This window comes from Bradyrhizobium sp. cf659 (assembly GCF_900113725.1).
GTDB lineage: Bacteria > Pseudomonadota > Alphaproteobacteria > Rhizobiales > Xanthobacteraceae > Bradyrhizobium.
On the sequence record NZ_FOQJ01000002.1, the window covers coordinates 824,440 to 847,537 of the forward strand.

Annotated in this window: 21 protein-coding genes; 7 read left to right on the forward strand and 14 right to left on the reverse strand. The window is 66.6% G+C overall.

Annotated features, from left to right (window positions below; translation table 11 throughout):
• Positions 1–83 precede the first annotated feature (83 nt).
• Genes BM118_RS12815 through mdlC form a run of 3 tightly spaced genes read left to right on the forward strand, consistent with a single transcriptional unit; the run spans position 84 to position 4,529 of the window.
• Positions 84–1,403 (forward strand): MFS transporter, encoded by a 1,320-nt coding sequence (locus BM118_RS12815; protein WP_092186162.1) that lies wholly within the window; start codon positions 84–86, stop codon positions 1,401–1,403.
• A 29-nt stretch (positions 1,404–1,432) separates the two neighbouring features.
• On the forward strand, positions 1,433–2,881 hold the full coding sequence (locus BM118_RS12820) for an aldehyde dehydrogenase (protein WP_092185700.1): 1,449 nt from the start codon (positions 1,433–1,435) through the stop codon (positions 2,879–2,881).
• Between the two features lie 40 nt (positions 2,882–2,921).
• Positions 2,922–4,529: a benzoylformate decarboxylase gene (gene mdlC, locus BM118_RS12825; protein WP_092185702.1), complete on the forward strand. Its 1,608-nt coding sequence runs from the start codon at positions 2,922–2,924 to the stop codon at positions 4,527–4,529.
• A 62-nt stretch (positions 4,530–4,591) separates the two neighbouring features.
• Here the strand turns inward: mdlC and BM118_RS12830 are convergent, their stop codons facing one another.
• The 8 genes from BM118_RS12830 to BM118_RS12865 form a co-directional block, all read right to left on the reverse strand.
• Positions 4,592–5,272 (reverse strand): SDR family NAD(P)-dependent oxidoreductase, encoded by a 681-nt coding sequence (locus BM118_RS12830; RefSeq protein WP_092185704.1) that lies wholly within the window; start codon positions 5,270–5,272, stop codon positions 4,592–4,594.
• 4 nt (positions 5,273–5,276) lie between these two features.
• Entirely contained in the window at positions 5,277–6,491 is a 1,215-nt protein-coding gene (locus BM118_RS12835; protein ID WP_092185706.1) for a sialidase family protein, read from the reverse strand.
• Entirely contained in the window at positions 6,488–7,915 is a 1,428-nt protein-coding gene (locus tag BM118_RS12840) for a sodium:solute symporter family protein (RefSeq protein WP_092185708.1), read from the reverse strand. Before BM118_RS12840 ends, BM118_RS12835 begins: the two co-directional genes overlap by 4 nt.
• A gap of 263 nt (positions 7,916–8,178) precedes the next feature.
• Positions 8,179–9,336 carry a caspase family protein gene (locus BM118_RS12845; RefSeq protein WP_092185710.1) on the reverse strand — a complete coding sequence of 386 codons (1,158 nt, stop codon included), beginning with the start codon at positions 9,334–9,336 and terminating at the stop codon, positions 8,179–8,181.
• Between the two features lie 68 nt (positions 9,337–9,404).
• Complete coding sequence (locus tag BM118_RS12850) at positions 9,405–10,553, reverse strand: amidohydrolase (RefSeq protein WP_092185712.1); 1,149 nt, start codon at positions 10,551–10,553, stop codon at positions 9,405–9,407.
• 237 nt (positions 10,554–10,790) lie between these two features.
• A complete protein-coding gene (locus tag BM118_RS12855; protein ID WP_092185714.1) occupies positions 10,791–11,876 on the reverse strand; it encodes a mandelate racemase/muconate lactonizing enzyme family protein in 1,086 nt (361 codons plus the stop codon).
• Between the two features lie 74 nt (positions 11,877–11,950).
• On the reverse strand, positions 11,951–13,144 hold the full coding sequence (locus BM118_RS12860; RefSeq protein WP_092185716.1) for a M20/M25/M40 family metallo-hydrolase: 1,194 nt from the start codon (positions 13,142–13,144) through the stop codon (positions 11,951–11,953).
• Positions 13,145–13,209: 65 nt separating this feature from the next.
• A complete protein-coding gene (locus BM118_RS12865; protein WP_092185718.1) occupies positions 13,210–14,466 on the reverse strand; it encodes an MFS transporter in 1,257 nt (418 codons plus the stop codon).
• A gap of 36 nt (positions 14,467–14,502) precedes the next feature.
• On the opposite strand from BM118_RS12865, the gene BM118_RS12870 reads away from it, so the two are divergent.
• Positions 14,503–14,745: a hypothetical protein gene (locus BM118_RS12870; RefSeq protein WP_092185720.1), complete on the forward strand. Its 243-nt coding sequence runs from the start codon at positions 14,503–14,505 to the stop codon at positions 14,743–14,745.
• 22 nt (positions 14,746–14,767) lie between these two features.
• Here the strand turns inward: BM118_RS12870 and BM118_RS12875 are convergent, their stop codons facing one another.
• Entirely contained in the window at positions 14,768–14,938 is a 171-nt protein-coding gene (locus tag BM118_RS12875) for a hypothetical protein (RefSeq protein WP_333939132.1), read from the reverse strand.
• Between the two features lie 262 nt (positions 14,939–15,200).
• On the opposite strand from BM118_RS12875, the gene BM118_RS12880 reads away from it, so the two are divergent.
• Together BM118_RS12880 and BM118_RS12885 are read left to right on the forward strand one after the other, a co-directional pair.
• Entirely contained in the window at positions 15,201–15,413 is a 213-nt protein-coding gene (locus BM118_RS12880) for a hypothetical protein (RefSeq protein WP_092185724.1), read from the forward strand.
• A 304-nt stretch (positions 15,414–15,717) separates the two neighbouring features.
• On the forward strand, positions 15,718–17,142 hold the full coding sequence (locus BM118_RS12885) for a TAXI family TRAP transporter solute-binding subunit (RefSeq protein WP_092186163.1): 1,425 nt from the start codon (positions 15,718–15,720) through the stop codon (positions 17,140–17,142).
• On the opposite strand, the gene BM118_RS41410 is transcribed toward BM118_RS12885, so the two are convergent.
• From BM118_RS41410 to BM118_RS12895, 3 genes are read right to left on the reverse strand one after another with little or no spacing between them, the layout of a single operon-like run.
• Entirely contained in the window at positions 17,126–17,266 is a 141-nt protein-coding gene (locus BM118_RS41410) for a hypothetical protein (RefSeq protein ID WP_177234251.1), read from the reverse strand. The genes BM118_RS12885 and BM118_RS41410 overlap by 17 nt on opposite strands.
• Positions 17,267–17,322: 56 nt before the next feature.
• Positions 17,323–17,598 carry an HGGxSTG domain-containing protein gene (locus BM118_RS12890; RefSeq protein ID WP_092185726.1) on the reverse strand — a complete coding sequence of 92 codons (276 nt, stop codon included), beginning with the start codon at positions 17,596–17,598 and terminating at the stop codon, positions 17,323–17,325.
• Entirely contained in the window at positions 17,595–18,200 is a 606-nt protein-coding gene (locus BM118_RS12895) for a hypothetical protein (protein WP_092185728.1), read from the reverse strand. The genes BM118_RS12890 and BM118_RS12895 overlap by 4 nt, the downstream gene beginning before the upstream one ends.
• Positions 18,201–18,610: 410 nt before the next feature.
• Here BM118_RS12895 and BM118_RS12900 point away from each other — a divergent pair, with 410 nt between their 5' ends.
• Complete coding sequence (locus BM118_RS12900; RefSeq protein ID WP_092185730.1) at positions 18,611–19,594, forward strand: Bug family tripartite tricarboxylate transporter substrate binding protein; 984 nt, start codon at positions 18,611–18,613, stop codon at positions 19,592–19,594.
• 79 nt (positions 19,595–19,673) lie between these two features.
• On the opposite strand, the gene BM118_RS12905 is transcribed toward BM118_RS12900, so the two are convergent.
• Both BM118_RS12905 and BM118_RS12910 read right to left on the reverse strand, forming a co-directional pair.
• On the reverse strand, positions 19,674–22,214 hold the full coding sequence (locus BM118_RS12905) for a branched-chain amino acid ABC transporter ATP-binding protein/permease (RefSeq protein WP_092185732.1): 2,541 nt from the start codon (positions 22,212–22,214) through the stop codon (positions 19,674–19,676).
• Positions 22,211–23,086: a branched-chain amino acid ABC transporter permease gene (locus BM118_RS12910; RefSeq protein ID WP_092185734.1), complete on the reverse strand. Its 876-nt coding sequence runs from the start codon at positions 23,084–23,086 to the stop codon at positions 22,211–22,213. Before BM118_RS12910 ends, BM118_RS12905 begins: the two co-directional genes overlap by 4 nt.
• Between the last annotated feature and the right edge of the window lie 12 nt (positions 23,087–23,098).

The following is a 23,098-nucleotide window of genomic DNA, read 5'->3' on the forward strand; positions in this document are numbered from 1 at the left end:
CCCGCGGCCACATCCAACCCGTGGCCGTACGGCAATGACAACAAACGCAACAACAACAAACAATGACGACGGAGGAGGAAATCGTGACGACAGGAGCATTCGAGGACTACGACGAACACGCCGCCACCGCTGCCGGGCAAACGGCGAGCGGCCGCCGGCGCATTCTGATCGCCGGCACCATCGGCACCGCGATCGAATGGTACGATTTCTTCATCTACGGCCTGATCGCGCCGCTGGTGTTTGACCAGCTGTTCTTTCCGAAGTTCGATCAGCTGACGGCGAGCATTGCGGTGTTCGCGACGTTCGCCGTCGGATTTCTGGCGCGTCCACTCGGCGGGCTCGTGTTCGGACATTTCGGTGATCGCCTGGGCCGCAAATCCGTCCTGCTGTGCACGCTGCTGATGATGGGACTTGCGACCATGTTGATCGGACTGTTGCCGACCTACGCCAGCGCAGGCGTGGCCGCAACCATCGCGCTCGTCGTGCTGCGCTTCCTCCAGGGTTTTGCGCTCGGAGGCGAATCGACCGCGGCGATCCTCATGGCAATCGAGACGGCGCCCGGCAACCGGCGCGGCTTCTCTGCCGCGGTGATCCAGGCCGCGGGGCCCGTCGGCGTCGTGCTGGCCTCGTTCGCGGCGCTCGCGATCTCGCGGCTGCCGGAGGCCGATCTGCTGTCGTGGGGCTGGCGCGTCCCGTTCCTGATCAGCGCGGTGCTCGTCGCGCTCGGCGTCTACATGCGCCTGCGCATCGAGGAGAGCGCGACGTTCCGCGAGGCGAGGGAGGCCGAAGCCGTGCCGGCCGTCGAGGCGGTGAAGGGACATTGGCGGCCGATCCTCATCGTGTTCTTCGCCGAGATGGCGCAGACGTCCTACTTCTATTTGACGGCCATCTTCACCATCTCGTTCGCAACGCGCCAGCTTGGTGTCCCGAAGGACGTGATCACGCAGGCCGTGCTGTTCGCCAATCTCGTCGGGCTCGTGGCCATGCCGCTGATCGGCGCCTGGTCCGACCGGATCGGACGCAAGCGCCTGTTCCTGGCAGGCGTCGTGCTCGCAACCATCTCGATGTTTGCGTTCTATGGTGCGATCGCGAGCCGTGACACCCTGCTGGTGACCTGTGCGGTGATATTGGCCGCAGGCGTGATCCATCCCCTGATGTTCGGCACCGAAGGGAGCTATTTCCCGGAGCTGTTTCCGACCCGCATCCGCTTCACCGGCGTGTCGATTGGCAAGCAGCTCGGCACGGTGCTCGGCGGCGGTATTGCCCCGCTCGTCGCCACCAGCCTGTTCGCGCAGACGGGCTCCACCTACGCAATCACGGGATACTACGTCGCGCTCGCGCTTGCGGCGATGATCGCGCTCGGTTTCGCGCACGAAACCAGCAAATCGCGGCTGCTCGGCTGAGCCCAGCCACAAACATCAGGGAGGTTCTCATGGACGTCAATCTTCTCATCGGCGGGCAGGACCAGGCCGCTTCGACCGGCAAGGTGTTCGAGCGGCGCAATCCGCTCTCGCAGGAGGTCGCGAGCCGCGCGGCCGCAGCGACGGTTTCCGATGCCGACTCTGCCGTGGCGGCGGCGTCCGCCGCGCTCGCCGCGTGGTCGGCACTCGGGCCGAACGCGCGGCGCGCCCTGCTCTTGAAGGCCGCCGATGCGCTCGAGTCCAAGCGCGATGCCTTCATCCGGATCATGATGGCCGAGATCGGCACCACCGAAGTCTGGTCGGCCTTCAACGTCAAGCTCGCAACCGGCATGCTGCGGGAGGCGGCGTCGCTGACCACGCAGGTCGCGGGCGAAGTGATTCCGTCCGACAAGCCGGGATGTCTGGCGATGGCCGTCCGCCAGCCGGCCGGCGTGTGCCTCGGCATCGCGCCCTGGAACGCTCCGATCATTCTCGGGGTGCGCGCCGTGGCGACACCGCTCGCCTGCGGCAACACGGTGGTGCTCAAGGCCTCCGAGATCTGCCCCGGAACGCACCGGCTGATCGGAGAGGTGTTCAGGGATGCGGGATTTCCGCCCGGTGTCGTGAACGTGTTGACCAATGCGCCGGCCGATGCGCCGGCGGTGGTGGAACGTCTCATCGCCAATCCGGCGGTGCGACGGATCAACTTCACGGGCTCGACCCGCGTCGGGCGCGTCATCGCCGAACTCGCCGGCCGCCACCTCAAGCCGGTGCTGCTCGAGCTCGGTGGCAAGGCGCCTCTGGTCGTGCTCGACGATGCCGACCTCGATGCCGCGGTCGCCGCCGTGGCGTTCGGGGCCTTCATCAACCAGGGCCAGGTCTGCATGTCGACGGAGCGCGTGATCGTGGATGAGAGCGTGGCCGATCAGTTCGTCGCCAAGCTTGCCAAAAAGGCGGGTGCACTTCCGGCCGGCGACCCGCGCTCCGGTCCGGTGGTCATCGGCTCGATGATCGACGAGGCGCCGGCCAGGCACGTCGTTGCGCTGATCGATGACGCGATCGGCAAGGGCGCCGTCAAGCTTGCGGGTGGGGAGCGGGCCGGAACGGTCGTGCCGGCGACCGTGCTGGACCGCGTCGTACAGGGCATGCGCATCTACACCGAGGAGAGTTTTGGTCCCGTCGTCTCGGTGATCCGCGCGCGCGGCGTGGATGATGCGGTCCGGCTCGCCAACGACACCGAGTATGGCCTTTCGGCTGCCGTGTTCGGCCGCGACGTCGCGCGGGCGCTGACGGTGGTGCAGCGCATCGAAAGCGGCATTTGCCACGTCAACGGACCGACCGTGCACGACGAGGCGCAGATGCCGTTCGGCGGTGTGAAGGGATCGGGCTACGGCCGCTTCGGCGGCCAGGCCGGGATCGCCGAGTTCACCGATCTGCGCTGGATCACCATCGAGACCCAGCCTCAGCACTATCCCTTTTGATCGCGTCACGACACGACGAAGCATGCCAGGAAATCAGCCCATGAATTCAAAAGTCCTGACGGTCCGGGAAGCAACCCTCGGCGTGCTTCGTTCGTTCGGCGTCGATCGTGTCTTCGGCAATCCTGGCTCGACCGAGCTCGCCTTTCTCGGCGATTGGCCTGACGACATCGATTACGTGCTGGGCTTGCAGGAAGGCTGCGTCGTCGGCATGGCCGATGGCTATGCGCAGGCGACGGGGCGTCCGGCCTTCGTCAACCTGCACTCGGCGGCCGGGCTCGGCCATGCCCTCGGCAATCTCTTCACCGCGTTCCGCAACAAGACGCCGATGGTCGTCACGGCGGGCCAGCAGGCGCGCAGCCTGCTGCGGATGCGGCCCTATCTCTTCGCGGAAGATGCCGAGCAGTTTCCGAAGCCCTATGTGAAGTGGAGTTCGGAACCTGTGCGGGCGGAAGATGTGCCCGCAGCCATTGCGCAGGCCTTCCTCACCGCCATGCAGCATCCGCGCGGCCCGACATTCGTGTCGGTGCCGTCGGACGATTGGGCGCGGCCGGCAGTCGCGCCGCCGGTGCGCCACATCGCAACGGAGTTTGCGCCTGACCCAGCGGCGATCGTCCGGCTCGGCGCAGCCATCGCAGCGGCCAGCAAGCCTGCCTTCGTCGTCGGACCCGAGATCGATCGCAACGGCTGCGTCGATGCGATGGTCGCGGTCGCCGAACAGGCGAGGGCGGCCGTTTGGGCAAGCCCGATGTCGAGCCGTTCGAGCTTTCCGGAATTGCATCCGCAGTTCGCGGGCTTCCTTCCGGCCGCGCCGGGAGGGCTCGCCCGCGCCTTGCGTGGCGCCGATCTGATCGTCGTGGTCGGCGCGCCGGTGTTCACCTTCCACGTCGAGGGACAATGCGAATTGCTCGACGACGGAACGCCGGTCTGGCAGATCACCGACGATCCGACCGAGGCCGCGTCCGCGGCTGTCGGTGACACCATCATCAGCACGCTCCCGAAAGCGCTCGTCGCGCTTCGCTCGGCGCTGCCCGACATCGCCAAGCGCGAGGTGCCGGCCGCACGGACGCGGCCTGCCGATCCCGCCGCGCAAGATCCGATTCCTCCGGCCTATGCGCTGAGCCGGCTGTCGGCGCTGATGCCGCGCGATGCAATCGTGGTCGAGGAGGCGCCGTCGCATCGTCCCGCCATCCAGCAGTTCCTGCCGCGGCCGGGCGCGGACAGCTTCTACACCATGGCGAGCGGCGGGCTCGGCTACAGCCTGCCGGCCTCCATCGGCGTGGCGCTGGCGCGGCCGGGCCGTCGCATCGTCGCCCTGATCGGTGATGGATCGGCGATGTATTGTATCCAGGCGATCTGGACCGCCGCGCAACGCAAGTTGCCGATCACCTTCGTGATCATGAACAATTCCGGCTACGGCGCGATGCGGGCCTTCAGCCAGCTCATGCAGGCGCATCGCCCGCCCGGGATCGACCTGCCCGGGATCGACTTCGTTGCGCTCGCCAAGGGGCTCGGTTGCCCGGGCCGGCGCATAACCGACGTCCGCGATCTCGACCGCTGTCTCACTGAGGCGTTGGCCGCGAGCGGCGCCGCGCTGGTCGACATCGCCGTCGACGACGCCACGACGGACCTGTTCAGCCATCCGCGCTAGACTTGTTCGGCTGTGAAATCACCTCGCGCCGTGTCCTGGCGAGATCAAGGTCACGCGTCGCCCTAGAGCGAGCTGCCACCGCAGATGACGAGCTGCTGTCCGGTGATGGACGCAGCCTCCGCCGAAAGCAGGAACGCCACGGCGTGTGCGACTTCCTCCGGGCGAATGAAGCGGCCGATCGGCGGCAGTCTTGGTGCGACGTCGGCCCGCGCCGGGTCGTTCAGCATCGGCGTCTCGGTCGCGGCGGGCGCAACGACGTTCACCGTGATGCCCCTTGGCGCGAGCTCGATCGCCCAGGATCGCGCGAGCGCCACCAGCGCCGCCTTCGTCGCGGCATATTGCCCGCGGCCGGCTGCGCCCGATGCGGTGCGGCTGCCGATGAAGACGATGCGTCCTCCTCCCGGCAGGCGCGGCGCCAGCACATTCGCGAGACGCCCGGCGACATCGACATGCAGGCGCCACATCGCGGCGCCGTCGTCATGGTCGAGTGCGCCGAGCCGGCCGACCTTGAGCATGCCGGCGGCATGAACGAGCGCGGTCGGCGCGATTTTCGCGACGGCATCTGCGACGGCGTCGACGTCGTTCAGATCGAGCGACAGGTGATCGAACGCCGGATGGTCGAACGGCCCGGGGCGGCGGCTGATCCCGGTGACGTGCCAGCCGTCGCGGAGCAGGCGCTCGACGGTGGCAGCGCCAATCCCCGAGCTGGCACCCGTGACCAGCGCATGAGGCCTCTTGTCCATGATCTCAGTCCCGGGCGGCGCGCGTCACCCATGGCTCGGTCACGCGTACGTACTTGATCGCGCGGCGATGGAATGTGAAGGCCGTGTGGAGCGCGCCGTCGGCGGTCTGCTTGACGGACGGGTAGGACAGCTCGCGATTGGTCTGGTCGCGCGAATTGTTGGTCATGCAATAGCCGTCGCCGGTCTCGACATTGCGTTTGCTCCAGCTTCGTCCGCCGTCGGCGGAGACGGCCAGCGTCATCGGGGCCCGTGGCGCGCCCCAGAACGCGGTGCGTCCGTCCGCTCTTTTGCCGACGCCCGCGAGCACGGGCGGCAGATCATCCTCGATCTCGTCATAGAGCGAGAGGCGGCGCCCGGTCGCATCCCTGGCGCTGGAATCGTTGAAGACGAGCGCGAGATGCCCGTTGCCGAGGCGGGTGAGCTGGATCGAGGAGTTGTTGTTGGGAAGCGCGGTCGCTTCAGGCACCGACCAGGTGCGGCCGTGATCCGAAGACCGGCTCTGATAGATGTTGTCCGCCCAGCGGCTGCGGAACACCGCGAGCAGCGAGCCGTCGTCGAGCCGCGCGATGCTCATATGCACGCAGCCGCGGCTGCCGGGGACGTCCACGTCACGCCAGGTCGCGCCGGCGTCGGACGAAATCTTTACCGCGCTGGTGTCCTCGTCGCCGTTCCATTTCCGTCCCGGCGTGCTGTGGCAATAGAACACGGGCAGCAGCCAGTCGCCGTTGTCGAGCACGACGATCGGCTGCCGGATGAAGGTGCCGCGGCCGCGCTGCTCGGGGAACAGCGTCTCGATCGGACCCCAGCTTTTGCCATTGTCGCGGGAGAGGCGGCGGCGGATCAGGGCGGTGTCCTGGTTGCCCGCCAGTTGCGCCGTCCACGTCAGCCACAGCGTACCGTCGGGGGCGGGGAACAGCACCGGGTTCTGCTCCGAACGCCCGGAATCGTCGGACAGCTTTTCGGCGCGCGACCACTGCGTGGCGCCGCGGGGCAGGCGCGAAAAGTAGACTGAGATGTCCGACATGCCTTCCTGCGTGCCGCCGAACCAGACGCAGGCAAGATCGCCGTTGGCGAGCGGCATCAGATTGGCGGCGTGGTTCTGCACGCAGGGCGAGGGAATGAAGGCGTCGAACCGGTCGGGATCGCCGGCCGCCTGGCGAACGATGCCGTCGGCGGCGATCTCGATGTCGGTGATCTCGATCTCGGTATCGATGATCATGTCGAAGTCCTTTCCGCGAATGCAGTTGGTTCCGGCGTCGCGGAAGCGGTGGGAGCGCGGCCCAGCACGAGGCGCTCGATCGCCATCACGACCAGCGGCGTCGCGGCCGCGATATACATGTTGTCGATGCCGAAGGGGTTGCCGAGCATGTACCAGGCCGTGGTCGAGACGGCCGCGCCGATCAGGCCGGCCGTGGCGCCGCGGTTGCTGGCAAACAGCGGCAGATAGAAGCCCATCATCGCCACGATCGTGATCGACAGCCGCAGCGCGCGCGTGAAGAACGACAGCTTGAGGATCTCCGGAATGAAGAAGACGAAGACCAGCGGCGCGATGCCGATCACGACCGAGAAGATGCGGGTCATCTTCAACTCGCGCTCCGGCGTCGGCTTCCAGTAGGGGACGTAGAAGTCGCGCACCACCAGCGAGGCGATCGCGAGCGCGACGGTGCAGACGCTGACGAAGATCGAGGCGACGAGCGATGTCGTCACGAAGGCGGCGGCCAGCGGCGGCATCTTCTCCAGGAACACCGGCAGCGCGTAGAGGCTGTTCATGTCGGGATAGAGATATTTCGCGGCGACGCCGATCAGCGCGAGCAGGAAGCCCAGCGGCAGGCAGAACGCCGCCGCATAGAAGGTCGCCTTGCGGGCGTCATCCGCGCTCGGGGTCGAGGAGATCGCCTGCACGATGAACTGCGTCGAGAAGATCGCGCCGACCGTGCCGAAGGTCCAGGCGAAGATCGTCGTGAAGCCGATCTTGCCGTCCCAGGTGAAGTAATAGGCGGGAAGCTTGGCCTGGATCGGCGCGATGCCGCCGGTCAGGGACATCGCGACCGCGAAGATGATGAGGATGCCGACGACCTTGAAGGCGCTGTGCAGGATCGTCACCCAGGCGACGCCCTTCAATCCGCCGAACACGTAGTAGAAGGTCGAGACCACTGCGATGATGCACATCGCGACCGGCAGGCTCACATGCAGCGCGGTGGAGATCGCGGCCGCGCCGCTGACGTAATTGCCGACGTTCACCAGCAGCAGCGCGTAGATCATGATCACCGACACCGTGAGCATGGTCGACTTGCCGTACTTCTGCGCGATCGCGGCCGAGATGGTGTATTCGCCGGAATTGTAGAGCTTCTTCACCATCAGCAGGCCGAACAGCAGAAAGCCGATCGAGGCGCCGAGCACGGCCCACCCCGCAGCCATTCCCGACTGGAACGCCTCCTGCGCAGTGCCGACGGTCGACTTGGCGCCGACGAACTCGGACATCATCAGCACGCCGACGACAATGGCCGGCATGGCTCGCGCAGCGGTCATGAACTGGTCGCTGGTCCTGCTGCGCAGCTTGAGCGTGAGCCAGGACGTGAAGGCGATGTAGGCGACGATCATCGCGACGATAAGCGTGCTCTCGCCGTTGAGGATGGCTTGCATCGGTGACGTTTCCTCCGGTGACGCGGATGCGGTGTTGTGATCCCGCTTTGGCCGATCGATCATTGTTCGGAATGCGAACAATTGTTCTATAAACTCATTAGACCTGTCTGAGCTCTATGCGTCAAGCGCGCGCTTGAGCGCCCGGCGGGTGCGTCCCGCCCGGAACCATCGCCGCAGCATGTTTAGAGGGTTGCATGAAGGGTGAGCGGCGCAGCAGCATCGTCGGCGTTTCGCCGAGGCAGCGTCATCCAGCGGAGGCGCCGCTATTCGGCGCTGCGTTTCCAGGCGCCGGTGCCGAGCTTGCCTGTGATCACAGCCTGTGCATCGTGGATCTCGTATGCGCCACCGTCGCTGTAGCCTGACAGGCCCCTGAGGGCACGCAACGTCCAGCGGCCGTTCGCGGCAGTGATCGTGCCTTCGTGCGGACGCGCCGAGCGCTGCGGCTCGGCGTGGAACCTGTAGGTACCGTCGCCCATGATCTCCCAGATCCAGCGCGACTGGCCGCGGCCATTCGGCACCATGATTTCCCAAGTGCCGACCAGCGCGGGATCGATCGTCGACGACGTCGGCCTGCGCGGCGGAGCGGGCGAGACGACGGCCGGAAGCGGGCCGAGCGGCGCCGCACCGTCGGCACCGGCGGGCGGCGGTCCAGCAAGGTAGATCGCCTTGCGTGACAGCGAACCATAGACGAACGGCTGCTGCTGGTTGCGGGTCGCCTCCATCACGTCGTCGCGGACATTGCGGAACATGAAGGTCACCTCGACGCCGGGCGCCTCGATGTTGCGCAGGAGCGCCGCTGCAAACGGGCTGTTGCGCGCATCTCCGTCAAGCGCCGTGGTGCCGTCGCGCGCGGCATAGGCGACGAGAACGTTACCGGTGGGCTCGATGCGGCCGAGCCCGCCCATCGTGGCCGCCCGGGTGGCGAGCGAGCGGCTCATCCTGACGGCAAAAGGATTGTCGCGGCAGGCGTCGAGGATGACGAGGCCGAGGCTCGTGGTATTGGACACCTGCAACATCACGCTTTGCAGGCTGATGGCTTCATTCGCCGCGTCCGTGTCTCGCTTCAGCGCTGCGTCGACCGGGATCAGCCAGTTCTCGCCGTTGATCTCCATGCCATGGCCAGCGAAATACACGGCCGCCATGTCGGCGCCGGCGGCGTCGCGTCCTAATGCGATCAGGCCGCGGCGCATCTCATCGAAGTTGGCGTTCGTGGCCAGGGAGACGGTGAAGCCTAGCCGCTTCAGCGCCGCAGCGATGTCGCTCGCGTCGTTCGGCGGATTGAGCAGCGCGGGAACGTTGCTGTAGGCGCCGTTGCCGATGACCAGCGCGACCCGCCTGCCTTCCGCTGCTGCAGCCGTCGGCGCCACGCCGGCAAACGCGGCTGCGGCCGTCAATCCCGAAACGAATTCGCGCCGATTCATCCGGATCTCGCGGGCTCGAACGAGCTTTTATCCTAGCGCAACCGGTCCGGGGGAGCCACGGGGCGTTCCTAGTTCGACGCCAGCGCCGTCTTGGCGACCTCTGCCATCCAGCGCGATGCCACCGGCAGGATCGCGTCGTTGAAATCGTAGCGCGGGCCGTGCAGCTCGGCACCGTCGCGCAGTTCGCCGTTGCCGATCCAGACGAAGGCGCCGGGCCGCTGCTGGAGGTAGAAGGCGAAATCCTCGCCGGCCATGCTGGGCGCAAGGTCGCGCCTGACCTCGGCCCGCACCTTCTCCGCGGCGGTGCGTGCAAGGCTCGCCTCATCAGGCGTGTTGATCACGACGCCGACGCCCATGACGATCTCGGGCGTGACCCTGACGCCAAAGCTCGTGGCGACGCCGGCGCAGATCTCGCTGATCCGCGCGAGGAGGACATCCTTGACCGCCTCGCGATGAAACCGCAGCGTGCCGCGGATGGTGACGCGTCCGGCGATCTGGTTCGGTGCGGTGCCGCCCTCGATCGTGCAGAGCGAGAGTACGGCGGTGTCGAGCGGATCGACGCTGCGCGATACGATCGACTGCAGCGCCACGATGAGATGACCGGCCGCCATGACCGGATCGCGCGTCAGATGCGGCATGCCGGCGTGCCCGGCATGGCCCTCGATGGTGATGGTGACGCGCCCGCCCGAGGCCATGACGACGCCGTCATGGACCGCGATGGTGCCGGCGGCCAGGCCCGGCCAGTTGTGGAAGCCGAACACCCGGTCCATCGGAAAGCGCTCGAACAGCCCGGCGCCGACCATCGCGCGCGAGCCGCCATAGCCTTCCTCGGCCGGCTGGAAGATGAAATCGACCGTGCCGCTCCAGCTGGTGTCGGCGGCGAGCAGCGCCGCGGCGCCGAGCAGCGAGGCGGTGTGTCCGTCATGGCCGCAGGCATGCATCACGCCCGATGTCTTCGAGGCGTAGGGCAGGCCGGTATCCTCGGTGATCGGCAGCGCATCCATGTCGGCGCGCAGGCCGACGCGGCCCTGCGCGTGCCCGCGCGTCAAGGTCGCGACGACGCCGTGGCCGCCGACGCCGGCCTCGAAGGGAATGCCGAGCTCGGTGAGCCTGTCCTGCACGAAGGCCGCGGTCGCCTTCTCCTGGAGCGACAGTTCGGGATGGGCATGCAAATGGCGGCGCCATGCGGTTAGTTTCTGGTGCAGCTCGGGTGTCAAGGCAGGGGGATCTTTCGCAAAGGGAGGGCCGGCTACTCCGAGCATAGCCGATTATGGGTGCCCTGCATCAAGCCCCTTGGAATGCCTCGCGTGCAGCAAAGCTTGCCACTTCTCTTGCCGTCATTCCGGGGCGCGCCTCTTGGCGCGAACCCGGAATCCATCGCGCGGCTATCTCTGCGGCCCGATGGATTCCGGGCTCGCGACTTCGTCGCGCCCCGGAATGACGAGCAATGAGCATCACGCCAGCTTCGCCAATCCCTTCCAGTCGAAGCCGATGCCGTGGCCGGGCCGCGACGGCGCCAGCGCCTTGCCGTCCTCGAGCACCAGGGGATGCTCGATGTACTTGTCCAGCCCGAAGCCGTGCGCCTCGAGATAGGAGCGGTTCGGGCAGGCCGCGAGCAGGTGCACGGTGATGTCGTGCGCGCCATGGCTGGTGACGGGCAGGTTGAAGGCCTCGGCCAGCCGCGCGATCTTCATGAAGGTGGTGACGCCGCCGCAATTGGTGACGTCAGGCTCGGGATAGGACACCGCGCCCGCGACGATGTAGTTCTTGAACTCCCACAGCGAGCGCAGATTTTCGCCCGCGGCGATCGGCACGCCGCCGGCCTGCATGATGCGCGCATGGCCCGCGACGTCGTCGGGAATGATCGGCTCTTCCAGCCACGTGAGGTCGAACGGAACGAAGGCGCGCGCGGCGCGGATCGCGTCCTCGACCGTCCACTTCATGTTGGCATCCGCCATCAGCGGAAAGCCGTCGCCGAGATGCTTTCGCATGGCCGCGACGCGGGCGACGTCGGATTTGAGATCGGGGCGGCCGACCTTCATCTTGATGGCGCGAAAGCCCTTTGCGAGATTGCCGTCGGTCTGCTTCAGCAGCGCCTCGACCGAGAGATCGAGGTCGATGCCGCCGGCATAGCAGGGCACGTGCGCGTCGAAGCCGCCGAGCAGGTGGAACAGCGGCAGGCCTGCGCGCCGCGCCTTCAGATCCCACAGCGCGATGTCGAGTGCGGAGAGCGCCAGCACCGCCGGCCCGCCGCGGCCGCCATAATGCAGGCCCCACCAGACATGGTGCCAGATCGCCTCGGTGTCGTCGGCCTCACGGCCCTCGACCAGCGGCGGGATCTCGCGCTTGAGGATGTCGGCGGTCGCCCCGCCATTGCGCCCGACCGTGTAGGTGTAGCCCACGCCCTCGGCGCCATCGGCATCGCGCACGCGGCAGGTGATCAGCTCGAACGCCGCGATCTCGCCATGCGTGGAGTCGGAGAGCGTGACGGGGAGGGGGATCCGGTAGAATCCGGTCTCCATTGTTGCGATGCGCGCCATGCAGCCTCCCTGCGTTTTCCTTGCAGGCTAGGCCGGCGCGCGCCGCCGGGCAAGCGCGCGCCGCGCAAACCAGCTCACCGCATCGTCGCGAGCTGGAGCGCCAGCGCGCAGGCGCGGTCGTATTCGTCGAGATTGATCCATTCGTCGACCGTGTGCGCCTCGTTCTGCCCCGCGCCGAACGTCACGGTCGGAACGCCGTGGCGGACCATCCAGTTCGCATCCAGCCCGCCATTGGCGGCGCGGACATTCGGGGTGCCGCCGACCGCGGACACCGCCTCGATCGCGCGTTTGACGACCGGCAGGTTGTCCTTCATGCGGAACGGGTAATAGTCGGTCTCGGCCTTGAACTTGACCTTGCCGGACTTGCCTTGCGCGTTCGTGACCTTCTTGGCCGCCTTCTCGAATGCGGCCTTGTAGGCTTTGGTGATCTCCTTGAAGAATTTTCCGTCGTGGCTGCGACTTTCGCCGCGCACATGCACGTAGTCGGTGACGACGTTGGTGGCATCGCCCGCCGGGCGGCCCTCGCCGCCGGTGACGGGGCCGACATTGCTGGTGCCTTGCTGCTTGCCCTTCACCACCTTGCCGAACCAGCCGCCGGCCTTCGCGTCCGCGAGCGCGAGCGCCATGATCATGGTCGAGGAGATGCCGCGCTCGGGCGCGACGCCGGCATGCGAGGCGCGGCCGAAAATCTCGACGGTCCAGCGATCGGCGCCGACGGCGCCGATGATCACGTTGGAGGCCGAGCCGCCGTCATAGTTGAACGCCATCACCGGCGAGCCGAGCTCGTCGAGCTTGACGTGGCGCGCGCCATAGAGCCCGCTCTCCTCGCGCACGCAGAACAAAAGCGTGATCGGCGGATGATCGAGCTTCTGCTTGGCGAGTTCGGCGGCCAGCGTCACCAGCACGCCGCAGCCGCAGCGGTTGTCGCCGCCGAGCGCGGTCTTCGCTTCGTTGACGATCTTGCGGCCCGACTTCTTCGGCTTGGCGCCGGCGCACAGCGGCACGGTGTCCATGTGGGTCATGAACATGATGCGCGGCTGGTTGTGCAGCGCGCCGCGGCCGGGCAGGTCGACGATGAGGTTGCCGGTCTCGGTCGGCACCGGAATGCGCGTGTTGGCGTCGTCGAGCCGGATCGCCTTCGCCGGCACCCCGCTCTCCTTCAGCGCGGCGGTGAGCTCACGCCCGATCGCTGCCTCCTGTCCGGTGACGCCCTCGACAGAGAGGAAGCGCATGAGGCGGTCGGTGGCGGCTTTGGTGTCGACAGGCATGAGTTATTCCTTTGACGAACGGCAAGGCTGAGGGGTTGCCGGGAGCGAGACGGGACAGTGCGACGCTAGTCTAGCGTCGGTCGCGGCGACGTATAGGCCAAAAAGATCAGCGTGCCCACCAGAAGCGCCAGCGCCATGAACAGCAGCACCGCCGGCAGGCCCGCGAGCGCTGCGACCGCGCCGGTGACCGACTGCATCAGCGCCGCGCCGAGGAAGAAGGCGAGGTTGATCGCGGCGAGCGCCTTGCCCGCGACCTGCGCGTCGACCAGTTGCCTGGACATGCCGAACAGCAGCGGCTGCGCGGAGGTCGCCAAGCCAATCAGCACGAACAGCACCAGGTCGTATTGCGGCGGCATCACGGCTACGCCGAACAGTGCGGAGACCGCAAAGTGCGGCGCGCCAAGCGCCATCAGCGCCAGCAGCAAGGCGCCGGCGAGATGCGAGCCGGCCACCAGCTCGCGGCGGCGGCCGAGCCTGCGATCGATCATGCCGATGAGGAGCGGCCCCACGATCATCGCCAGCGTGAACGCACCGAGCTGGTTGCCGGCCTCGATCCGCGACAATCCCTTGACGTCCATGAGCCACGGTCCGCCCCACAGGCCGCGCAGCACCAGCGAGGTCGCCAGCGACACCAGCGCCAGCGCGATCAGGCCACGCAGCGGCCGCGACAGGCCGAGCCTGAGCACCTCGATCATCTGCGACATCGGCGAGGAGTGATCCTTGTGCTCGGCCGGCTGGTTCGGCACCAGCGCGAACACCGCGAGCGCGACTGCGACGCCGCCAGCTGCGGAGATCCAGAATCCGGCGCGCCAGCCCCAGGTGTCGACCACGAAGGCGAGCGGGCTCGACGACAGCAGCATGCCGATATTGCCGATCGAGAGGATCGCGCCCGACCACAGCCCGAAGCGCGCCGCCGACAATTGCTTGGCGGCCAGCGTCATCGGGCACATCAGCATGCCCGAGGTCGCAACGCCGAGCATGAGCTGGCCGACCGCAAAGCTCTCGGGGCCGGTCGCAAAGCCCGACGCGACCGCGCCGAACACGGTTCCCGCCAGCAGGCCGAGCGACACCGGCCGCACGCCGAACCGGTCCATCGCCGCGCCGACCGGGATCTGCGCCGCCGCAAAGGCAAAATGATAGACCGAGGTCAGGCTCGCCAGTGCCTGCGGTTTGACGTGGAAATCCGCCGCCATCAGGTCGAGGCTGATGGCGGGAATCGTGCGCAGCAAGGTCGAGAGCATGTGCCCGCAGGCAAGGGCGACCAGCGCGAAGATCAGCGCGCGGGTGGCGCCTCCCGCGTCGTTGGTGGTGGCGGTGGCCATGAGTGTCCCGTCCCGAGATGGTTTTGGGTGGGGTACATGATCAAGCGGCCCGTGCCAACCTCGGGAGTGGCAGCCTTAGTGCAAGGCCCGCCAGACAAGATGGCAGATTGCTTCGATGTCGTCGACCTCGCGCTGTTCGACGAGATCGTAGGATGGATAGAGCAAACGAAACCCATCGATCCATTCGTGACGATGATGGGCCTCGCGAAAAGCTCGACCCGTCCTGCGGGCTCAATCGCAACGATGATGGGTTCGCGAAGAGCTCAGCCCATCCTGTGAGCTCAGGAAGCAGTCGCGGCCGTTAGGCCGCCCGCGCAACATCCGCGGGAAGGCGGCTCTCCAACATCGCGATCGAAGCGCGGAGATTGTCCTGGCGTGTCCTCATCGTCTGAGCAAGCATGGGATAGGTGGAACTGCTCGGGTCGGCATTGCCAGCTTTGTCCTCTTCCTCCCGAATATCGGCATCGAGCATCCGGACTCGCCAGTCCAAGTCGGCAATGAGAGCGTGGAGGTGCAAGAAGGTCGCGTCGAAACGGGACGTTGGCTGCATGTGATCGCCTCAATCTGAAACAGACCTCGTCGCGGGTCTGAGGTTTGTGTGCAATCCAGCAATAGGGATGCCAAGACGATTGCGCCGGGGCAGGGCAGCTACGTCGTTGGTATCATTTCCCCGGCGTCCTTCTGCCCCTACGCTGAGTCCCATTGGGAATCCGAATTTTTATTGGGGTAGTGTGATGTCGCACGCGATTGAGTTGATTGTTGACGGCTATACTCGACTGAAGGACCGCCAGTCGCTTGAGGATCTCAGGATGCACCGCCGGCGCCTTGCGGTCGATCTGAAGGCCCGGACGGGCTTTGATTGCCAGTTGTCGATCGCTCAGATCGAACAGGACATCACGGCTATTGAGGCGGGCCTGCAAGCGCTTTCTGGGCCTGTTGGCGGATAGGAGCCCCGGCGCCTTCCCTTGCGCGCAGACGCCGAAGCACGCGATCGAGCCCGCGGCGCGGATCGCGGTTGGCTGGGCGCAGCGTCGTTCCTGCGGTCGATTTGCGGGGCAAGTCGGGAACCCACGCATGACCACGCCTCTCACCTGTCTTTGCTCGCTGATCGTATCCCTGGCGAATAGCGATGCTACCGCCGTGACGTCAGGCACGTCCGACGCCGCTGCCTGAGACGAGGCCGGCCGTCAGGACGTTGTTCCCGGGAAGATGTGGTATCATGGGGACCAGGATCTGCAGCTGGCGGCGGCAATGTCTTCCACCGAGAGTACAAGCAAGACGACCAGTGACGCGGCCCGCCGAGAGCGGAGGAGGAGCAATTCCTTACTGTTGGCTCTCGCCGTTGGATTTCTTGTCTTTGGTGCGGCCGCGGGTGCACTCTACTACGCATTGCGGCCGGAGGTTCTCCGCATCGCCGTTGGACCGCCCGGCAGCGATGATTACAAAGTCATCGAGGCAATGGCCGATGCCTTCAGGAGCGAAAGTCGAACCGTCAGGCTGTCTCCGATCAAAACTGACGGGGCGGTGCAGTCTCTCGCCCTGCTCGGGGCTGGCAAGGCGGACCTTGCCGTCGGCCGCGCTGATCTGGAAATGCCCGCCGAGGCGCAGACCGTCGCCGTCGTGCGTAAGAACTTCGTTGTGCTGTGGGCGCCCTCCGTGCCTGCGGGCAAGGGCTCGAAGGGAAAGCGGTCGCCGAAAATCAAGGAGGTCGCCGATCTCGCGGGGCACCGTGTCGGCGTGATTGGGCGGACCCCCGTGAATGCCGCGTTGCTGCGGGTCATCCTGAGCGCCGCTGGCGTGGACGCCGAGAAGGTCGCGGTGACGCACTTTGGCACTGAACAGATCGGGGAGATGGCGCGCGATCTCACCCTCGATGCGTTCATGGCAGTCGGGCCACTCGACAGCAAAATCACATCCGACGCCGTTGCTGCTACGGCGCGGGCCCGCGGCGAACCGAAGTTTCTCGACATCGAGACATCGGAAGCGATCGCCTTGAAGCATCCCCGGTATGAATCGGAGGAAATTCCGCCCAGCGTCTTCAATGGGGATCCGGCCTGGCCGGGTGACAAGGTCGAGACGGTCAGCGTCAGCCACCTCATCGTGGCAAGAAAGAGCATGTCCGAAACCACGGCAGCCGCGTTTTTCCGGCAGCTCTTTGCCGTCCGTCAGGCGATTGCGAAGCAGGTCCCTGGCGCTGCACACATCACCAAGCCGGACCTCGAGAAGGACACCGAGCTGCCGGTACATCGGGGAGCGGCGGCCGTCATCGACGGCAACGAACGCACCTTTCTCGACCGCTACGGCGATCTCTTCTGGTTCGGGCTCCTGCTTCTCTCCGGGATCGGCTCGGCCGCCGCCTGGTTGCGCCGCTATTTGAACCGCGACGAAAGGGAGGACAACACCAGCCATCGCAAGAGAATCCTCGCCATGGTCTCGAGCGCGCGTACCGCGGAATCCAACCAGGAACTGCTGACCCTGCAGAGTGAGGCGGACGCCATCATCGCTGAAACGCTCGAGTGCTACGATGACGGCGCTATCGAGGAAGAGGAACTCGCCGCATTTGGGCTGGTGCTCGACCTCTTGAGCAATGCCATTGCCGAGAGGCGAGCCGCGTTGCAACGTACCAGCTTCGAAACCATTCGAGGCGCGGCAACAGGCTCTACGCTGCGAGGATAAAGGCGGCCATTTGAACCGGCCGTTGCGGATTCCTCAGCGCCAGCGCCGCCGTGGCTGGACCTCCGATTTCGTCGAAGGTTGCACCGCCGGCGCGCATCCACTGGCTGACGACGATGGCCGTCATCGCGTCTTTCCCGAACGTGCGGGTCGACTCGACAATGATGATCTAGTTCTCGGCCGTCAGCTTGACTTCATCTCGACCAACAGCTTCCGCGTTTCGTCCAGCAACGCCTGGATCGCCTGTCGTTCCGCGATGCCGTCCTGTGTGAAGGCGCCGTGCGTGCGCGCATTCTGGTTTCCTCGCGGCGCACCGGTCCTCAGCGCGCCGCCGTGCATACGGCAGCGCGCCTTGCCGTGTGCGGCTGGTGCGCGGCAGGCATCGCCATCGCGGGTTCGGGCGCCGCAGCGGGGACTGGCCCGCATCGGGGCGGTGTTTCGCGTGTGGTCGCCGGTCATGGGTTGGCGCCTTGCGTTGCCTCGCGCGGGCTCGCCTCCGCGACAAGCACGTTCGCATGCTGCGTGACGTTGCCCACGACCGCTTGTCCTCCGTCCTGCACGGACAGGTTTCGCACCGTGATCGCGCGCTCGTCGCTGTTGCGGTGGCGGCTCAGGGCCTCGACCTGAGCGGCGAAGGTGCGGGTCAGCCGGGTCAATGCGCGTGTGACGCTTTCCTGCTGCGGAAGATTGTCCGTGCAGGCGAGACGACAGGCGCAGCGCATCGCCGCCACGTGAACGGAAACCATCTGGGACACCAGCATGGCCTCGATGGAATCCTTCGGCGCGATGCTCCTGATCATCGAGACCATGAAGGCGAGATTGGCTTCATCGGGCTTCTGCCCGATCGCGCTGGCTTTGACCAATTGCCTCAGCATGCCGTGCAGCGCGTCGCGGTCGGCGGCGCCGAGCGCTTCGGCGAGCAGCCGCTCGCCGGCCTGCGGGTCCGGATGGCTGATCGCAATGCGGCGCTTGTAGAGTCTGATCCGCGGGCTCGCGGCGGGGCCGCCGCGATCGTTTGTCGCAAGCGGCGAGGTGATGCGGCGGTTCGGTGCTGTCGTCATGTGCTGTGTCCTTTGCCGGCGCAGGCGCGCGCGAACGACCGTTCGCTGCTGCGCGCGGATGCGAATTTTCAGATGTCGATGAAGGGTTTACGCGCAACCACGTCGGAGCGGCCCTGGTCGGGCCGGCCGTCACGCTCACGATTGTTGCAATGATGGCATTCTGCCGGTGTTTTGCCCGACGAGTCAAACGGCATTGCGAAGCGCGCAAGTCCTTGTTCTCTCAAGCGCCGGCTACTGTGCATGGGGTTGTTTTCGCACTTTTTGTTTTGAGCCGGCCCGCGCGTGCCGTGCCGCGGAATGACTGCGTGGAAACGCGATTGCGAATTCCCGTGCGGCCGCTCATCATGATCCCCGAACGCGCCGTACCAACAAACATGCACAAGCGGCACTGAAGTCTGGGGAGAGAAGAAATGCAACGAACGGCTCGCCTGCTGGCAGTCATCGCCGGATTGTGCGCCTGCGCGCTGTCGACAGAGGCGCTCGCGCAGAAATATCCGGTGCGGCCGGTCAAGATCATGGTCGGCTTCAGCGCGGGCGGACCGGTCGATGTCGTCGCGCGGATCATCGGCGACAGGCTGAGCAACAAGCTCGGGCAGCCCTTCGTGGTCGAGAACCGCGCCGGCGCCAATGGCATGATCGCCGCCGAGGGCGTGGCGCATGCGGATGCCGACGGCTACACGATGCTGGCGTGCAACTCCTCCACCATCACGCTCAACAAGACGCTGTTCAAGGACATTCGCTACGACCCGCAAGCCGACTTCGCGCCGCTGACGACCGTGGTGTCGGCGCCGCTGGTGCTGGTGGTCAATCCGGAGAACCCCAAGACCGCCGACATCAAGACCGTGGCCGATCTCGTCGCCGCAGCGAAGGCGAGGCCAGGCGAGCTTGCCTACGGCTCGGGCGGTAACGGCAACCTCGCCCATCTCGCCATGGAGCTGCTCGGCCAGAAGGCCGGCATCAAGATGATCCATGTGCCCTATCGCGGCGGGGCCGCGTCCGAGGTCGGCATCCTCGCGCAGGAGGTGCTGGCGGTGTTCGATCCGCTCTCCGCCGTGCCGCTGGTGAAAGCCGGAAAGCTGCGCGCGCTCGCGGTGTCCTCCGCCGAGCGACTGCCGTCGTTGCCTGACGTGCCGACGGTTGCGGAAGCGGGCTATCCCGGCTTCGACCTGTCGTTCTGGGTCGGCTTCTTCATGCCGAAGGCTGTGCCCGCGCCGATCCTGGAGACGCTGCACCGGGAGATCGTCGCCGCCGCCAGGGATCCGGCGGTCGCGGAGAAGCTCGGCTCGCAGGGCGTCGTCAGCGTGCTCAGCCCGGCCGAGTACGCCGCGAAGATCGCGAAGGAGACCAAGGAGCTCGCCGAGGTCGTGGTGGCAGCGAACATCAAGGCGGAGTAGGGCGTCCGCGGCACTGAAGAACGTGGATGCCCGGGACAAGCCCGGGCATGACGACCTCTTGTGACGCTTCGCGCAGCCGTCACAGCCACAGGATCTGCTTGCGATAGCCGAGATCGTCGAGCAGCGGCGCCGCCGGTCCCTGGTGAAACACGGCGCCGCGCTCCAGCGCGAAGACGCGGTCGGCCAGTGCCAGCACGAGGTCGAGATTGTGCTCGACGATCACGATCGACATGTGGCGGCGGAGCTGGTCGAACACCCTGAACAGCTCCAGCGTCACCGCCGGCGCAAGGCCCTCGAAGGGTTCGTCGAGCAGCAGCAGGCGCACATTGCCCGACATCGCGCGGGCGACCGCGACCATCTGCTGCTCGCCGCCGGAGAGGTAGTCGGCCGCGATATTCATGCGCTGCTTCAGCCGCGGGAAGTATTGCAGGATCTGTTCTTCGTCCCAGACCACGCCGTCGCTGCCGTCGGTCTTGCGCGCGAGGCGCCCGAGCGCGAGGTTTTCGCGCACGGTCATGCCGGCGAACAGCCCGCGTCCCTGCGGCACATAACCGACGCCGCGGCGCGCGATGTCGGGGGCGGGGAGGCTTGCGATGTCGGTGCCGCGATACGCGATGCTGCCGGACGCTGCCGGCACGAGGCCGGCGATGGTTTTCAGCAGCGTCGACTTGCCGGCACCGTTGCGTCCGAGCAGCGCGACGATCTCGCCCTCGCGCACGTCGAGCGCGGCGTCATTGAGGATGTGGCTCTTGCCGTAGAACGTATTGACGCTGTCGAGACGCAGCACGGTTTCCTGCGCGCCGGCCTCCTCAGTGCTGCGCCGATGCGCGACGGCGGGAATGCCCTTGCCGGTATAGATCTCCTGCACGCGAAGGTCGGCCCGGACTGCTTTGGGGCAGTCGGACATCAGCACCTCGCCCTGGTTCATGACTGTCACGACCTGCGAGAAGCCGAGCACGCGGTCGATGTCGTGCTCGACGATCAGCACGGGAATGTTGGCCGCGATGTTCTTGACGAGGTTGGAGACCCGCTCACGCTCGGCCGCGGCAAGGCCGGCGAGCGGCTCGTCGAGCAGCAGCACCTGCGGCCTGGAGCCGAGCGCGATGCCGAGATCGACCAGCCGCTGCCCGCCATAGGAGAGCTCGCCGCCCTCGATCTCCTCGATGCCCTCGAGGCCGAGGAATTTCGTCAGCGCCGCGGTCTCGGCGTGGATCTCCGGATACGCGTCGATGTCGTTCCAGATGTTGAAACGCATGGCGTGCCGCGCCTGCAGCGACAGCCGCAGATTCTCGTAGATGGTCAGCCCGCGAAACAGATTGGTGATCTGGAACGAGCGCGCCAGCCCGCGGTGGCAGATCAGATTCGCCGGCACGCCGGCGATGTCGCGCCCCTGCAGGCGGATGGTGCCCTGGTCCGGCGCGTAGAGGCCGGAGACCAGGTTGAACAGCGTGGTCTTGCCGGCGCCGTTCGGGCCGATCAGCGCGTGGATCTCGCCGGCGGCGACTTTGATGCTCGCGTTCTCGACGGCGCGGATGCCGCCGAACTTTCGCGACACGCCGCTGACCTCCAGCACCGTGCCCTTCAGCGACTCCGGCCGCAGGAAGTCCGGCAGCGGCAGGCCCTCATAGATCTTGCGCCGGCTCATCGCCGCCGATTCTTCAGGAGCAGGACGGAAGCGCCGCATGATCAGCGCGCTGATGCCGACGAGGCCGCCGGGCGAATACATCACGAAGGCCACGAAGGTGAGGCCGAACCAGAACAGCCAGTCCGAGGTCCAGATCGAAAACAGTTCGCGGAACAGGATGAAGAACAGCGCGCCGAGCGCGGGGCCGAGCAGGCTGCGCATGCCGCCGATCACGACCATCGCCAGCAGCTCGCCGGCGAACGGCACCGAGACGGCTTCGGCCGAGACCAGATAGTTCAGGAACGCGATCAGCGCGCCGGCAAGGCCGGTGACGACGGCGGAGATCACGAACACCGCGAGTTTGTAGCGCTCGACCGGATAGCCCTGAAAGCTCGCGCGCAGCTGGTTCTCGCGGATTGCCACCAGCACATGCCCGAACGGCGAGCGCACCAGGCGCATCAGCACATAGAGCACGGCGAGTCCGATCGCCGCGACCACGACGTAGTAGTTGAGTGCGCTGTCGAAGCTGACGGAGCCGATGCCGCCGCGCTTCAGCCCGCCGAGCCCGTCCTCGCCGCCGGTGAGGCTGGTCCAGCGGAAGGCGGTGGTGTAGACGAGCGCGGCGAGGGCCAGCGTCAGCAGCGAGAAGTACACACCGCGCCGGCGCAGGATCAGCATGCCGATCGCGGTCGAGGCGATGGCGACGACGAGCATCGATCCCAGCAGCGGCAGCCAGATCTCGCCGGGAAGGAAGCGCAGCTGGATCAGGCCGGCGGCATAGGCGCCGATGCCGAACCAGGCGCTGTGGCCGAACGAGACGAGGCCGGTGTAGCCGATGCAGAGGTTCAGCCCCATCGTCGCGATCGCAAGGCCGACGATCCATGTGCCGGTGTTGAGCGACAGGCCGAATGCCCGCAGCAGGAAGGGCAGGGCGACGACCGCAACGGCCGCGATCAGCAGCGGCTTCAGCCTCGCGATGGTCGAGGCGTTCCTCATTCGAACTTCTCGATGCGCTCGCCGAGCAGGCCGCGCGGGCGCACCAGCAGCACCAGGAACATCAGGATGTAGATCGAGGCTTCGCCGGCCGCGGGTTCAAAGTGAATGGCGACGCCGCGCACCACGCCCACGAGCAGCGCGGCGATGACCACGCCCCAGAAGCTGCCGAGCCCGCCGATCACGACGACGACGAAGGCCACCGTCATGATATCGGCACCCATCGCCGGGTGCACGGTCGTGATCGGCGCGAAGAAGGCGCCGCCGAGCGCGGCCATGCCGACGCCGAGCATCACGATCGCGGTCATGTAGGGCTGCAAACGGATACCGAGGGCGGCGACCATGTCGGGCCGCTGGATGCCGGCGCGCACCACGCGCCCGAACGAGGTCTTGTGCAGCAGCAGCCAGATGCCAAGCAGTACCGCGGCGACGACGGCGAGGATCAAGAGGCGATAGCGCGAGAACAAGAAGTCGCCGACGATGACCGAGCCGCGAAAGCTTTGCGGAATCTCGGTCGAGACGGGCGCGGCGCCCCAGATCATGCGGATCGCCTGCTCCGCGACCATCGCAAGGCCGAAGGTCACGAGCAGGCTGAGGATCGGGTCGGCCGTGTAGAAGCGGCGCAGGATGAAGCGTTCGAACAGGATGCCGAGCAGGGCGACGACGAACGGCGAGATCACCACGGAGGGGCCGAAGCCGAAGCGTTTCGTCAGCTCGACGCAGACATAGGCGCCGAGCGCATAGAAGGCGCCATGCGCGAGATTGACGATGCCGCCGACGGAGAAGATCAGCGACAGCCCGAGCGCGATGAGCAGGTAATAGCCTCCGAGCACGAGGCCATTCACCACCTGTTCCAGCAAGAACCCGAACTGCATGGTGCGTCCAAG

Coding starts and splice junctions, on each gene's coding strand:
- BM118_RS12880 (WP_092185724.1), top strand. CDS start 15,201: ATGTCGCACGCGATTGAGTTGATTGTTGACGGCTATACTCGACTGAAG.
- mdlC (WP_092185702.1), top strand. CDS start 2,922: ATGAATTCAAAAGTCCTGACGGTCCGGGAAGCAACCCTCGGCGTGCTT.
- BM118_RS12835 (WP_092185706.1), bottom strand. CDS start 6,491: ATGATCATCGATACCGAGATCGAGATCACCGACATCGAGATCGCCGCC.
- BM118_RS12820 (WP_092185700.1), top strand. CDS start 1,433: ATGGACGTCAATCTTCTCATCGGCGGGCAGGACCAGGCCGCTTCGACC.
- BM118_RS12910 (WP_092185734.1), bottom strand. CDS start 23,086: ATGCAGTTCGGGTTCTTGCTGGAACAGGTGGTGAATGGCCTCGTGCTC.
- BM118_RS12870 (WP_092185720.1), top strand. CDS start 14,503: ATGATCAAGCGGCCCGTGCCAACCTCGGGAGTGGCAGCCTTAGTGCAA.
- BM118_RS12865 (WP_092185718.1), bottom strand. CDS start 14,466: ATGGCCACCGCCACCACCAACGACGCGGGAGGCGCCACCCGCGCGCTG.
- BM118_RS12830 (WP_092185704.1), bottom strand. CDS start 5,272: ATGGACAAGAGGCCTCATGCGCTGGTCACGGGTGCCAGCTCGGGGATT.
- BM118_RS12875 (WP_333939132.1), bottom strand. CDS start 14,938: ATGCTCGATGCCGATATTCGGGAGGAAGAGGACAAAGCTGGCAATGCC.
- BM118_RS12885 (WP_092186163.1), top strand. CDS start 15,718: ATGTCTTCCACCGAGAGTACAAGCAAGACGACCAGTGACGCGGCCCGC.
- BM118_RS12905 (WP_092185732.1), bottom strand. CDS start 22,214: ATGAGGAACGCCTCGACCATCGCGAGGCTGAAGCCGCTGCTGATCGCG.
- BM118_RS12900 (WP_092185730.1), top strand. CDS start 18,611: ATGCAACGAACGGCTCGCCTGCTGGCAGTCATCGCCGGATTGTGCGCC.
- BM118_RS12860 (WP_092185716.1), bottom strand. CDS start 13,144: ATGCCTGTCGACACCAAAGCCGCCACCGACCGCCTCATGCGCTTCCTC.
- BM118_RS12890 (WP_092185726.1), bottom strand. CDS start 17,598: ATGACCGGCGACCACACGCGAAACACCGCCCCGATGCGGGCCAGTCCC.
- BM118_RS12840 (WP_092185708.1), bottom strand. CDS start 7,915: ATGCAAGCCATCCTCAACGGCGAGAGCACGCTTATCGTCGCGATGATC.
- BM118_RS12895 (WP_092185728.1), bottom strand. CDS start 18,200: ATGACGACAGCACCGAACCGCCGCATCACCTCGCCGCTTGCGACAAAC.
- BM118_RS12845 (WP_092185710.1), bottom strand. CDS start 9,336: ATGAATCGGCGCGAATTCGTTTCGGGATTGACGGCCGCAGCCGCGTTT.
- BM118_RS41410 (WP_177234251.1), bottom strand. CDS start 17,266: ATGACGGCCATCGTCGTCAGCCAGTGGATGCGCGCCGGCGGTGCAACC.
- BM118_RS12855 (WP_092185714.1), bottom strand. CDS start 11,876: ATGGCGCGCATCGCAACAATGGAGACCGGATTCTACCGGATCCCCCTC.